At 71.6% G+C, this 13,153-nt stretch carries 7 protein-coding genes; all 7 read right to left on the bottom strand.

Annotated features, from left to right (window positions below; translation table 11 throughout):
* Positions 1–48: 48 nt before the first annotated feature.
* The 7 genes from ACIQ7D_RS11360 to ACIQ7D_RS11330 all read right to left on the bottom strand — a co-directional run bounded on the left by ACIQ7D_RS11360 (position 49) and on the right by ACIQ7D_RS11330 (position 12,940).
* On the bottom strand, positions 49–1,953 hold the full coding sequence (locus ACIQ7D_RS11360; RefSeq protein ID WP_403936213.1) for a glycoside hydrolase family 97 catalytic domain-containing protein: 1,905 nt from the start codon (positions 1,951–1,953) through the stop codon (positions 49–51).
* Between the two features lie 45 nt (positions 1,954–1,998).
* Positions 1,999–2,823 carry a Tat pathway signal sequence domain protein gene (locus ACIQ7D_RS11355; protein ID WP_403936211.1) on the bottom strand — a complete coding sequence of 275 codons (825 nt, stop codon included), beginning with the start codon at positions 2,821–2,823 and terminating at the stop codon, positions 1,999–2,001.
* Positions 2,820–4,556 (bottom strand): glycosyl hydrolase family 28-related protein, encoded by a 1,737-nt coding sequence (locus tag ACIQ7D_RS11350; RefSeq protein WP_403936209.1) that lies wholly within the window; start codon positions 4,554–4,556, stop codon positions 2,820–2,822. The genes ACIQ7D_RS11355 and ACIQ7D_RS11350 overlap by 4 nt, the downstream gene beginning before the upstream one ends.
* A 192-nt stretch (positions 4,557–4,748) precedes the next feature.
* Positions 4,749–7,232, bottom strand: a complete 2,484-nt coding sequence (gene glgB / locus ACIQ7D_RS11345; RefSeq protein ID WP_403936207.1) for a 1,4-alpha-glucan branching enzyme — start codon at positions 7,230–7,232, stop codon at positions 4,749–4,751.
* Positions 7,233–7,376: 144 nt separating this feature from the next.
* Positions 7,377–8,939: a phosphotransferase gene (locus ACIQ7D_RS11340; RefSeq protein WP_403936205.1), complete on the bottom strand. Its 1,563-nt coding sequence runs from the start codon at positions 8,937–8,939 to the stop codon at positions 7,377–7,379.
* Between the two features lie 264 nt (positions 8,940–9,203).
* Positions 9,204–10,940, bottom strand: a complete 1,737-nt coding sequence (treS, locus tag ACIQ7D_RS11335) for a maltose alpha-D-glucosyltransferase (protein ID WP_403936203.1) — start codon at positions 10,938–10,940, stop codon at positions 9,204–9,206.
* The gene (locus ACIQ7D_RS11330; RefSeq protein WP_403936949.1) at positions 10,937–12,940 is read right to left on the bottom strand and encodes an alpha-1,4-glucan--maltose-1-phosphate maltosyltransferase; all 2,004 of its coding nucleotides are present in this window, start codon (positions 12,938–12,940) and stop codon (positions 10,937–10,939) included. Before ACIQ7D_RS11330 ends, treS begins: the two co-directional genes overlap by 4 nt.
* Positions 12,941–13,153 lie beyond the last annotated feature (213 nt).

Raw genomic sequence — 13,153 nt, 5'->3', positions numbered from 1 at the left:
CGGGGCGGCCCGCGCCGCCAGAGGCTGCGTACAGGCGCTTCGCGCCGGCTACGAGCCGCACTCCGCGCGCCCCGGCGCTGCCGGGCAGATCCGGGCCGCGAAGCCGCCGTTCGCGGGCACGTCGACCGCCAGACGGGAGGCGGTGGTCACCGTGCGGGTCCGGACGGCGAGCCCGCCACCGGGGGCGTCGGTGTAGAGGTCCACGAGCCAGGTCCCCGGGCCCAGGAAGAGCAGCGGCTCGTCCAGGGCGCGGGCCCCGCCCGAGGTGACCGCCCCCAGGAACCACTCGCCGCCCGCCTCACGGGCCAGTACGGCCCGGTCCCCGGGGGCGCCGTCGACCAGCCGGGTGTCGTCCCAGGCGGTGGGGACGCCGCGCAGGAAGCGCCGGGCGAGGGGCTTCTCCTCGTACGACTCCACACTGTCGGCGAGGTGCTGCACCCCGGACTCGTACACCACCGAGAGCGCCAGTTCGGCGGCGTCACTGGTGGGGCGTACCCCGGTGAAGGTGACCGGCGTGAAGTCCATCGGGCCGATGAGGTTCCGGGTGAACGGCAGGGTGGTGTAGTGCGCGGCGGGGAAGGGCTCGCGGCCGGGCTTGGGGCGGGTGCCCTCGGCGCCCCGGACGGCCTCGACGCTCATCAACTGCGGCCAGGTCCGCTGCTGGCCGCGCGGGATGGTGCCGCCGTGGAAGTTGAGCATCAGCCGGTTCTCCGCCGTCGCCCGGTAGACCGCGTCGTACCAGCGCATACGGTCCTGGCCGTCGGACTCCATGAAGTCGATCTTCAGCCCCACGACTCCCCAGGACTTCCAGAGCGGCAGCAGCCGGTCGAGTTCGCTCTTCGCGTCGATGGTCTGCCAGCGCACCCACAGCCAGATGCCGACGCCCTTCTCCTCGGCGTAGGAGGCCAGTTGGGGCATCCAGTCGTTGCTCCAGCCGGAGTCGACCAGGACGTACTCCCACCCCTCGCGGGCGGCGAAGTCCACGAACTCCTTCTGCTTGTCGAGGCTGGTCGGACTCTGGCCGTCGGACCACCAGGACCAGGCCGCCCGGCCGGGCTTGATCCAGGAGGTGTCGGCGACCTTCGAGGGCGCGGCGAGATCCGTGGTCAGATCGCTCTCGGTGACCGTGGCGAGGTCGCCGACGACCATCGTGCGCCACGGGGTGGCGAAGGGGGCGGAAGCCACCTCGGCCGGGTCGGGGAGGGTGAGCCGGAAGCGGTCCTGACCGGCGCCGAGGGTCAGCCGGGAGCCGCCGTAGGAACTGTCGAGCCCGGCCTCGCCGATCAGCAGCCAACTGCTCCCCACCCGGAACAGCGAGGGGTAGCCGTAGTCGCCGGCCTTCGCGTCGGCGACCGTGGTGTGCCGGTGCACCGACTCGTAGTCCTGGCGTCCGTTGTCGTACGGCAGCAGATAGGCGTCGGCGGAGCCGGGGACGGCGTACTCCGATGCCTCGCCGAGCACGGTGACCGTGCCGCTGCCGGGCAGGGCGTAGCGGTAGGCCACCCCGTCGGAGGAGATTCGCAGGGTGACCCGGAGCGCGCGGCCCCGCTTGCTGAAGGTGAAGACGGACTCGGTGGCGTCGGCGGTGTGCCGGGTGCGGCTGCCGGTGGTCGTCGTGTACGTCTCGTGGATCCGCCGGTCGCGCCGGCTCTCGTAGCGCAGGCCGCCGGTGAAGTCGGTCTCCGCGGTGCGGATGCCCAGGGCCGAGGGGCGCAGGACGGTCGTACGGCCGTGCCGCGCCGTCAGCGTCAGCCCGCCCGAGGCGGTGAGGGCCAGGTCGGCCCCGACCCGGTCCCGGGCGTCGCCGGGCGCCTCAAGGCGCCAGGAGCGGGTCTGTTCGACCGTGCCGTCCCGCTCCTGCGAGGCGGCCCCGGGCGAGGCCGGGACGAGTAACGCGGCCACGCAGGCCGCCCCTGTCAGGGCTCTGGTGAGAGTGGATCGTGCCAAGCGCATCGTGCCTCCTGGTGAAGTCGGCTCGCCCTGTCGTGCGCCACGTCGTCAGATGAGCTGGTAGCCACGCATGTTCGTCAGCAGCATGTGGCAGTCCCGCAGCGAGTCCGAGGTGTCCCCGAGCGAGCGGTAGATGCCCCACTTCGGCCGGACCCGGTCGGCGAGGAAGGTGTCGACGCCGGTCTTGCGCGCGTCGATGAGCGTGGTGCCGCCCTTGCGGAGGATCCACCGTACGGTTCCGCTCGTCCCGTTGCCGATCGTGAGCTGGAAGTCCACGTCGACCCACGCGTCGTGCAGGGGCGCCAGCGGTGTCCGGCCGACGAGGATGTCCTGTTCGGCGATCTTCAGCTCGATGGTCTGCGCGCCGCCGACGCGGCGCAGCGACTGCACGATGATCGGGGCGGACCCGGTGCCGGGCTGTTTCATCTGCATGATGTGGGTGAAGGTGGTGGTCGCCCGCAGGGTGCTCGGGATGTACATCGCGTACGTCACCCGCCAGCTCTCGCCCTGCTTCCACCGGAGGTACGGGCCGCCGGCCGGGTCGCGCATACCGGTGACCTCGTGGCGCTGCCGGTCGGTGGAGGTGTCCCGGTCGACCAGGTGCATGGTGAAGCGGTAGTTGTCGCCCTCGGTGAAGATGTGCGGGGAGGCGGAGGGGTGGGAGTCCGCGCGGTCGTCCTCGATCGTCTCGAAGGCGGCCAGCTTGTCGGTACGGGCCGAGGGCGCCCAGCGCTGCTGCCAGGAGGCCGCGGCGGCCGGGCCGGTGAGCTGCGGCAGCCCGGTGGCGACGGCGCCGCCGAGCGCGGCGCCCAGGAGGGTGCGCCGGGCCGGCCGCGGTAAGGCGCCCGGAACGGGGTGGAGGGAGTCGGTCATCGCGGGTCGCCTTGTCGTCGGGGCGCCGGCAGGCCGCGGCTGAGGCGGCGCTGGGCGGTGTGGAGGTTGGGCGGGGTGACGGCGGGGGTCCCGTAGCCGTCGAGACGGGCGTGCAGGGGGCCGGGGAAGTCGGGCCGGTCGATCTGGCCGAACGGGGTGACCTCGGAGATCCCCACGGTGGCGCTGTACGGGGCCACGTCGTCGATCCGTACGCACCCCGCCCGGCCGTTGGTGACGGTCACGTTCCAGTGCGTGAAGCGCGCGCCGTACAGGGGACCGGCACTGGCGTCGCCGCCGTGGGCTCCGTCGTTGTGGAGGGTGATCTCGGTGCGTACGTTGGCGAACGGCAGACCCCGGTGGGTGTCGAAGGTGCCCGTGGCCATCCGGCCGCGCGACCAGACGTTGTGGCTGGACAGGCCCTCGACGTTGACGCCGTGCACCTGCGTCCCGGCGGGCGGCGGTGTGGCAGGGCGCTCGACGGCGAAGTCCTCGACCAGGTTGTCGTGGGAGCCCTCGCGGCATGCGTACGGGTGGTGGCCGCCGCGCCCGGAGACCCGGGTACGGCGCAGGGTGACGGCCTTGGCGGCGACGAGCAGGAAGCCGTTGTCGGCGTTGACGACGTGGATGTCGTCGGCCCAGCAGTCCCAGGCGCACTGCATGGCCAGGCCGTTGTACCCGGTGTCGAGGAGATGCGGGGACTGCGCCGTCTCCCGCATCTCGATGGTGAGCCCCTCCACCCCGGACCCGGTGACGGGGGCGACCAGCGTGGTGAACCGCGGTGCCCACTCCGGGCGCGCGTCCAGCGGCAGCGGTCGGTCGAGGGTGACCCGGCGGCCCCGTACGGCGGCGATCCGCACCGGCCGCTCGTACGGCACATAGCTCAGCAGTTTGGTCTTGTCGGACCAGTCGTAGCCCGCGGCGCCCTCGACGTCGCCGCACATGTGGGCGAGCAGGCCGTGCCCGGCGTCGTCGGAGAGCTGGAGCAGTACGCGGTCGCCGGGGCGCAGCGCGGACGGGGCGTCCACGGTGACGGTGAGGTCGCCCCGGCGGGCCGCCGAGGTGACGCGGGCGAGGGTGCGCCACTGGTCGCGCCGGTTGCCCGTCCACCCCTCGAAGGGCCACTCGCGGGCCCTGATCGCCCCGGTCAGCGCCCGGTAACGCGCGCGCGGGCACACCCACACGAGCCCGCCGGCCCAGGACCAGGAGGACTTGTCGCCGCCGTACCGGCTGCCGTAGGGGCCGATGATGTCGGTGAGCGAGCGGGTGGCGTACAGGGTGGTGGCGCCGCTGCCCGCGCCGCGCAGGGTGACATCGCTGTGGCCGATCCGGATGACGTCGTCGATCCGGTACCGGCCGGCCGGGAGGCGGACCGTGCCGCCGCCCCGCTCGCCGGTCTCGGCGAGGGCCCGGTTGATCGCGGGCGCGGCGTCCGCCGAACCGTCGGGACGGGCCCCGTACCGCAGCACGTCGGCGCGGACCGGGCGGCGCGGGAAGGCGGTGGAGCCGTCGTCGAAGCCGGCCCGGCCGATGAACGGGATCTGTGGATGTGTACGGGGCGAGGCCCGGAACTCGTCCCAGAGGGAGGAGGAGGGGGAGCGTCCCGGGGTGGTGTCCGGGACGCGCGTGCCGTGCGCCGTGCCGGTGAGGGCGGTCGGGACCGCGGTGGCTGTGGTGGCCTGGAGCAGAGTTCTTCGGCTGATCACCATGCATGCGCCTTTCGGGGCGTATTTCATGTATATGAATGGCGTTCAGGTGTGCATCCATGGGGGAGAGTGCCACGGGCCCGTGGAGCGGGGAAGGGGCTCCGGCAAGATTTTCGCGGGCGCGAGGGCGGCCCGGAGCGCGCCATGGCCCCGCCGGCGAGCGGATCCGGCGGGGCCATGTGCGCCTGATGCTATGTCAGTCGGGGGGGAGCTGCTCCGGTGTCACACCGGACGCAGCCAGACCGTCGCGAGCGGCGGCAGCGTGAGCTGGAGGGACACCGGCCTGCCGTGCGCGGCCACCGACTCCGGCTTCAGCGGTTCCGGGTTGCGGATGTCGCCGCCGCCGTACCGTGCCTCGTCGGTGTTCAGCACCTCCGTCCACGCCGTGAACTCCTCGGGCACGCCCAGCCGGTACTGGTGGCGGACCACCGGCGAGAAGTGCGAGACCGCCAGCAGCGGCGCGCCCTCGGCGTCGAAGCGCAGAAAGGCGAAGACGTTGTCCTCACCCGCGTCACCGTCCACCCAGGCGAAACCCTCCGGGACGGTGTCCCGCTGCCAGAGCGCGGGTGTGGCGCCGTACACCGTGTTGAGTTCGCGGACCAGGTCGCGCACGCCCCGGTGGTCGGCCTCCGCCCCGTACGACGGGTCGAGCAGCCACCAGTCCGGGCCATGTCCCTCCGACCACTCCGCGCCCTGGGCGAACTCCTGTCCCATGAAGAGGAGTTGCTTGCCGGGATGGGCCCACATGAAGCCGAGGTACGCGCGCTCGTTGGCGCGCTGCTGCCACCAGTCGCCTGGCATCTTGGCGACCAGGGCGCCCTTGCCGTGCACGACCTCGTCGTGCGAGATCGGCAGGACGTAGTTCTCGCTGTACGCGTACACCATGGAGAACGTCATCTCCCCGTGGTGGTACTTGCGGTGCACCGGCTCCTTGGAGACGTAGTCCAGCGAGTCGTGCATCCACCCCATGTTCCACTTCAGCCCGAAACCCAGCCCGCCGAGCCCGTCGGGGCCCGCGTGGTGGGTGGCGCGGGTGACGCCGTTCCAGGCCGTGGACTCCTCGGCGATCGTCACGACGCCGGGGCAGCGGCGGTAGACCGTCGCGTTCATCTCCTGGAGGAACGCCACCGCGTCCAGATTCTCCCGCCCGCCGTGCTCGTTCGGGGACCACTGGCCCTCCTCGCGCGAGTAGTCGAGGTAGAGCATCGAGGCGACCGCGTCCACGCGCAGCCCGTCGATATGGAACTCCTCGCACCAGTACACGGCGTTGGCGACCAGAAAGTTGCGGACCTCCGTACGCCCGTAGTCGAACTCCAGCGTCCCCCAGTCCGGGTGCTCGGCCCGCCGCGGGTCCGCGGGCTCGTACAGCGGCCGGCCGTCGAAGCGGGCCAGCGCCCAGTCGTCCTTCGGGAAGTGCGCGGGCACCCAGTCGACGAGCACCCCGATACCCGCCCGGTGCAGGGCGTCCACCAGGTACCGGAAGTCGTCGGGCGTGCCCATCCGGGATGTCGGCGCGTAGAACCCGGTGACCTGGTACCCCCACGACCCGCCGAACGGATGCTCGGCGACCGGCATCAGCTCGACATGCGTGAAGCCCAGGTCCTTCACGTACGCGGGGAGCTGCGCCGCCAATTGACGATACGTCAGGCCGGGGCGCCAGGAAGCGAGATGGACCTCGTAGACGGAGAACGGCGCCTCGTGCACCGGGCGTTCCCCGCGCCGCGCCAGCCACTGCTCGTCGCGCCACACGTGATGGGACTCGGTGACGACCGAGGCGGTCGCGGGCGGCACCTCCGTACGCCGGGCCATCGGGTCGGCGCGCAGGGTGTGCGAGCCGTCGGGGCGGGCGATGTCGAACTTGTAGAGCGCGCCCTCGCCGATCCCCGGCACGAACAGCTCCCACACGCCCGAGGAGCCGAGCGAGCGCATCGGCAGACTCGTACCGTCCCAGTAGTTGAAGTCACCGGCGATCCGCACCCCGCGCGCGTTCGGCGCCCAGACCGTGAACCGGGTGCCGGTCACGCCCCCGTGGGTCATCGGCCGGGCGCCCAGCGCCTTCCACAGCTCCTCGTGACGGCCCTCGCCGATCAGATGCAGATCGAGGTCCCCGAGCGCCGGCAGAAAACCGTACGGGTCGCGCACCTCCACCTCGTCCGGATCCGCGGCGGGGTCAGCGGCATCGCCGTAGCGGACGAGCAGGGTGTACGCGGGGATCGCGCGCAGCGGCAGGACCCCGGAGAAGAAGCCGTCGCCGTCGTCGTTCAGCTCCGCCCGCAGCTGCTCGGCGCGTACGGTGACGGCCCGCGCGTACGGCCGCAGCACCCGGAACACCACACCGTCCGGCACGGGGTGCGCCCCCAGCAGCCCGTGCGGATCGTGGTGGGTCCCGCTGAGCAGCCGGTCCCGGTCGCCCGCGTCCGGCGGCGGCGCGACACGCACCCGGGGCGCCGTCGCGGCGGGACCTCCGGGGGTGACGGGGGCCGCCGCGGGGGCGGGGATCGGGAGTGTGGCAGCGGGCGGCGCGGCCTTCTGCCCGGCCTCCTGCGTGGCTTTCTGCGCGGCCTTCGGCCTGGCCTTCGCCTTCGCCTTCGACGCGGACTTCGACGCCGGCTTCGCTGTGGACTTCGGCGTGGACTTCGACGTGGCCTGGGGCTGGGGCTCGGGAGCGCGGTCGGACGAACGGTCGGACGGCGTGCGGGCGGTCACGGGGGCTGCCTCCTCGAAGGGGCTTCGTTGTCGAACAGGGGAGGGGGAACGAGGGGAGGGGGAACAGGGGAGGGGGAACAGGGGAGGGGGAACAGGGGAGGGGAAAGGAGAGAAGAGGAGGGCGCGGCGTCCGGGCGGCGCCGGTCAGGCGCCCGCGGCCAGCCGGCGGATCGCCGCCATCGGGACGGGGAGCCAGTCGGGGCGGTGCCGCGCCTCGTACAGGACCTCGTACACCGCCTTGTCCGTCTCGTACGCGCGCAGCAGCTCCGGTTCCGCGCGCGGATCGGTGCCCGCGGCGGCGTACCCCTCGCAGTACGCGGCCCGGCAGCGCGCCGCCCAGTCGGGGCGCCACGGCTCGTGCGAGCGCGCCGCGTAGTCGAAGGACCTGAGCATGCCCGCGACATCGCGGACCGGTGGCTGCGGACGGCATCGTTCCGCGAGCGGCCTGGCGGGCTCGCCCTCGAAGTCGATGACCGACCAGCGGCCGTCCGGCGTCCGCAGGGCCTGCCCGAGATGGAGATCGCCGTGCACCCGCTGGGCCGGCCTGCCGCGCCCCGCCTCGTCCAGCGCCGCGAGCGCGTCGAACGCCGTGCGCAGCCCCGGCACGTACGGCAGCAGCGCGGGCACCGCGCGCGCCGCCTCCTCCAGACGCTCGGTCATCCCCTCGGCGAGCTGCGCGGTCTGCCGGCGGCCCAGCGTCACGGTCGGCAGCGCGGCGGCGAGCGCGGTGTGCACCTCGGCGGTGGCCCGGCCCAGCGCCCGCGCCTCCGCGGTGAACTCCCGGTCGCCGGTGAGCGCGGCCAGCGCCAGACGCCAGCCGTCCCGGGAGTCGCGCAGATACGGCTGGAGCACACCGAGGGTCAGGACCTCCCCGCCGCCCGGCAGTCCGCCGCCGGACGGGTCGGCCGCCTCGATCCAGCCGACCGGCGCGGGGACACGCTCGCAGCCCTCGGCGGCCAGGGCGAGCGGCAGTTCCAGATCAGGATGGGGGCCGGGGTAGACCCGGCGCAGGATCTTCAGGATGTACGCGTCCGCGCCGCCGGCCCCGTACACCAGCGAGGAGTTCGACTGCTCGGCGTCCAGCAGCCGGCCGGTGAGCCCGGCCGGCAGGGGCGCCGCGCGGCAGAACCGCAGCGGTCCCCGGGCGCCGGGGGCGCGCAGCCGCTCCAGCAGCAGATCGGCGACGCGCGGGTCGTGCAGGCCCTCGTAGACGGTACGGCCGGCCAGCGGCCCCTGTTCCACGCGGCCGATCGCGGCGGCGGCCAGCGACGCGGGCAGGGAGTGGCGTACACCGAGGAGGAGCTGGTAGCAGTCCTGGTAGCGGCCGCTCGCGGGGGCCGGATCGGCGGCGCCGTGCTGTTCCACCCGTACGAGGAGATGGAGCAGGCCCGGCCCGCCGGCGCTCTGCGCCTGGAGTTCCGTGACGGCGACCGGCACGAAGCCGGTGACGGGGCTGCCCTTGCCCGCGAACCAGCGCTGGCGCGGCAGCCACGCGTGGAGCAGCGGCGCGAGGGAGCCGACCAGGGCCCGTGCCTCGGTGTCGCAGAGGGCGGGGGCGGAGGGCGGCGCGGGGGACGGGGCGCTCCTGAGTCGCGGGACGCCATGGTCGGGACGGGCGTCCTGGGCCGGGGACGTGACGGGGTCCTGCGGAGGGTGGCTTCTGTCGGCGAGCCCCGGCGTAAACCGGGTGGATGCAGCCTTCGACATGGCATCGCGTCCTTTCCCCGGGCACACCACAGGATGGGCAGAGTGTCCCGGATTGCGGCAACGGCTGTCCGGCTGTGCGGGACGTGTCGGGAGAGGATGATCCGTACGGATCGAATCCGTACGAACTCAATACGAATTTGATCGAATCGATCGAACTGGATGTGGAGGAGAGTGCCCCGTGCGAGGCGGTGGAAACCGCCTCGCACCACGACACGCGTCACCACCGTGAGAACAAGGTCTCCCCGGTGGACGGTGACGCGCGGCTCACGCCGGTGGCGCGGTGGCGGCGGTGTCCTTCCGCAGCCTGAACCAGTAGAAGCCGTGTCCCGCCAGCGTCAGCAGATACGGCCACTCCCCGATCGCCGGGAACCGCACACCGCCGATCAGCTCCACCGGATGCCGGCCGCTGAACGTCCTCAGGTCCAGCTCCGTCGGCTGGGCGAAGCGCGAGAAGTTGTGCACGCACAGCACCAGGTCGTCGCCCTCGCCCTCCTGGGAAGGTGCCTCGCGCAGGAAGGCCAGCACCGCCGGGTTGGACGACGGGAGCTCCGTGTACGAGCCGAGCCCGAAGGCCGGGTTCTGCTTCCGGATCTCGATCATCCGCCGCGTCCAGTGCAGCAGCGAGGACGGCGACGCCATCGCCGCCTCCACATTGGTGACCTGGTACCCGTAGACCGGGTCCATGATCGTCGGCAGATAGAGCCGCCCGGGGTCGCTGGACGAGAAGCCCGCGTTCCGGTCCGGGGTCCACTGCATCGGCGTCCGTACGGCGTCCCGGTCGCCCAGCCAGATGTTGTCGCCCATCCCGATCTCGTCCCCGTAGTAGAGGATCGGGGAGCCCGGCAGCGACAGCAGCAGGGCGGTGAACAGCTCGATCTGGTTGCGGTCGTTGTCCAGCAGCGGGGCGAGCCGGCGCCGGATGCCGATGTTGGCGCGCATCCGCGGATCCTTGGCGTACTCCGCGTACATGTAGTCGCGCTCTTCGTCCGTGACCATTTCGAGGGTCAGCTCGTCATGGTTGCGCAGGAAGATGCCCCACTGGCAGCTGCTCGGGATGGCCGGGGTCTTCGCCAGGATTTCCGAGACCGGGTAGCGGGACTCGCGCCGCACGGCCATGAAGATCCGTGGCATCACGGGGAAGTGGAACGCCATATGGCATTCGTCGCCCCCCTTCGCGTAGTCGCCGAAGTAGTCGACGACGTCCTCGGGCCACTGGTTGGCCTCGGCGAGGATCACGGTGTCGGGGTAGTTCGCGTCGATCTCCGCCCGGACCCGCTTCAGGAACTCGTGGGTGGCCGGCAGGTTCTCGCAGTTGGTGTTCTCCTGCTGGTACAGGTACGGCACGGCGTCCAGCCGGAAGCCGTCGATGCCCAGGTCCAGCCAGAAGCGCAGCGCGGAGACGATCTCCTCCTGCACCTTCGGGTTCTCGTAGTTGAGATCGGGCTGGTGGGAGAAGAAGCGGTGCCAGTAGTACTGCTTGCGCACCGGGTCGAAGGTCCAGTTGGACGTCTCCGTGTCGACGAAGATGATCCGCGCGTCCTGGAACGCCTTGTCGTCGTCGGCCCAGACGTAGTAGTCGCCGTACGGCCCGTCGGGGTCCTTGCGTGACTCCTGGAACCAGTCGTGCTGATCGCTCGTGTGGTTCATGACGAAGTCGATGATCACGCGCATGCCGCGCTGGTGGGCGGCGTCGACGAACTCCACGAAGTCGGCGAGGTCGCCGAACTCGGGGAGCACCGCCGTGTAGTCGGAGACGTCGTAGCCGCCGTCGCGCAGCGGCGACTTGAAGAACGGTGGCAGCCAGAGGCAGTCGACCCCGAGCCATTGCAGATAGTCCAGTTTGGCGGTGATGCCCTTGAGATCACCGATGCCGTCGCCGTTGCTGTCCTGGAACGAACGCACCAGGACCTCGTAGAAGACGGCGCGCTTGAACCAGTCGGGATCGCGGTCCTTGGCCGGGGTGTCCTCGAACGTGTCGTGGACCGGCTCGTTGACGATCATGATGTGGGTGACCCTCCGATCGGCGGGGACGGTCGCAGCACCACGATGTGCGCGGGCCTGACGCCCGGCTCCAGACGCACATAGGTGGAGCTGCCCCAGTGATAGGTCTCGCCGGTGAGCTCGTCGCGCACCGGAACGGTCTCGTGCCCCTGCGATGCGAGGCCGAGCCGTGCCATGTCCAACGAGACCGTCGCCTCCTGGGTGTGGTGCGGGTCGAGGTTGACGACCACCAGAACGGTGTCCGTGCCCGACCTCTTGCTGTACGCGATGACCGCGTCGTTGTCCGCGGGGTGGAAGTGGATGTCGCGCAGCTGCTGGAGCGCGGGGTGGCGCCGTCTGATCCGGTTGAGCGTCGTGATCAGGGGCGCGATCGTACGGCCCTCCCGTTCGGCCGCCTCCCAGTCCCGGGGTCTGAGCTGGTACTTCTCCGAGTCGAGGTACTCCTCGCTGCCTGGTTTGGCCGGAGTGTTCTCGCAGAGTTCGTAGCCGGCGTACACCCCCCAGGAGGGCGCCATCGTCGCCGCGAGCACCGCGCGTGCCTCGAAGGCGGGCCGGCCGCCGTGCTGGAGATAGGCGTGCAGGATGTCGGGGGTGTTGACGAAGAAGTTGGGCCGCATGGACCAGGCCGACTCGCCCGACAGCTCCGTCAGGTAGTCGGTCAGCTCCTGCTTGCTGTTGCGCCAGGTGAAGTACGTGTACGACTGCTGGAAGCCGACCGCGCCGAGCGTACGCATCATGGCGGGCCGGGTGAACGCCTCGGCCAGGAAGATGACGTCCGGGTCCGTACGGTTGACGTTGGCGATGACCTTCTCCCAGAAGAGCACGGGCTTCGTGTGCGGATTGTCGACGCGGAAGATCCGTACACCGTGTGCCATCCAGTACCGCAGCACCCGGGTGGTCTCCCGGACCAGTCCGCGCAGATCGGTGTCGAAGGCGATCGGGTAGATGTCCTGGTACTTCTTCGGCGGGTTCTCCGCGTACGCGATCGAGCCGTCCGCGCGGTGGTGGAACCACTCCGGGTGCTTCTCGACCCACGGGTGGTCCGGCGAGCACTGGAGCGCGAAGTCGAGCGCGATCTCCATCCGCAGCGTGCGGGCCGTCTCCACGAAGTGGTCGAAGTCCTCGATCGTGCCCAGATCCGGGTGGATCGCGTCGTGCCCGCCCTCGGCCGAGCCGATGGCCCAGGGCACCCCGACATCCTCGGGCCCCGGGGCGAGACTGTTGTTGGGGCCCTTGCGGAACGTGGTGCCGATGGGATGGATCGGCGGCAGGTAGACGACGTCGAACCCCATCGCGGCGACGGCGGGCAGCCGTTCGGCCGCCGTCCTGAAGGTGCCGCTCACCGGCGGCTCGCCCGTCCGGACGACCGCGCCCTCGGAGCGCGGGAAGAGTTCGTACCACGATCCGTACAGCGCACGCCGGCGCTCGACGAGCAGCGGCACCGGGCGCGAGGAGCTGACGAATTCACGCAGCGGATGACGGTCGAGGGCGGCGGTGGCCTCGGGGGAGAGCGCGGCGGCCAGCCGGGCGGCGGCGGGCAGCGCGGTGTTCCGCAGGGTGTCGGCGGCGGCGAGCACCGCCTCCCGGCCGTCGCGCTTGGGCACCCCGGCGGCGGCGCGCTCGTACACCTCGGCGCCCTCCGCGAGGACGAGGGCGATGTCCCTCTCGTCGGTGCCGGCCGGGATCTTGATGCCCGCGGCATGGCGCCAGGTCGCGACGGGATCGCTCCACGCCTCGACCGTATACGTCCACCGGCCTTCCCCGGTGGGGACTACCTCCGCGCCCCAGCGGTCGGTGCCGGGGGCGAGTTCACGCATCGGGGTCCACGGGCCGGGGCGTCCGCCCGGGTCCACGAGGACGGCATTGGCGGCGACGGCGTCATGGCCTTCGCGGAAGACGGTCGCGGTGACCTGGAAGGACTCACCGACCACCGCCTTCGCGGGGCGTCTTCCGCAGTCGACGAGAGGGCGTACGTCCAGGACGGGAATGCGTCCGATCAGCGGTTTCACGGGATCACCTGAGGGCTGTGCGGGCTTGACAGGCAGGGCGGGTGAAGCGGGTGGCGCGGGTGGAGCTGCTGCAGTGCCGTGGCGAGAGAAGGATGAAGCGATTTCTGTGGGTTTGATGCTCTTTGTAGCTGCTCTGTAGGCGACTGCGAGGCTGCGAGCATGGCCGCTCCTGTCCGCGTTCACTCGAATAGCGCTGGAAATCGG

Source organism: Streptomyces sp. NPDC096310 (assembly GCF_044763125.1).
Taxonomy (GTDB): domain Bacteria; phylum Actinomycetota; class Actinomycetes; order Streptomycetales; family Streptomycetaceae; genus Streptomyces.
The sequence above is the reverse complement of the archived record's forward strand: the minus strand, read 5'-3'. Positions and strand labels throughout refer to the sequence as shown.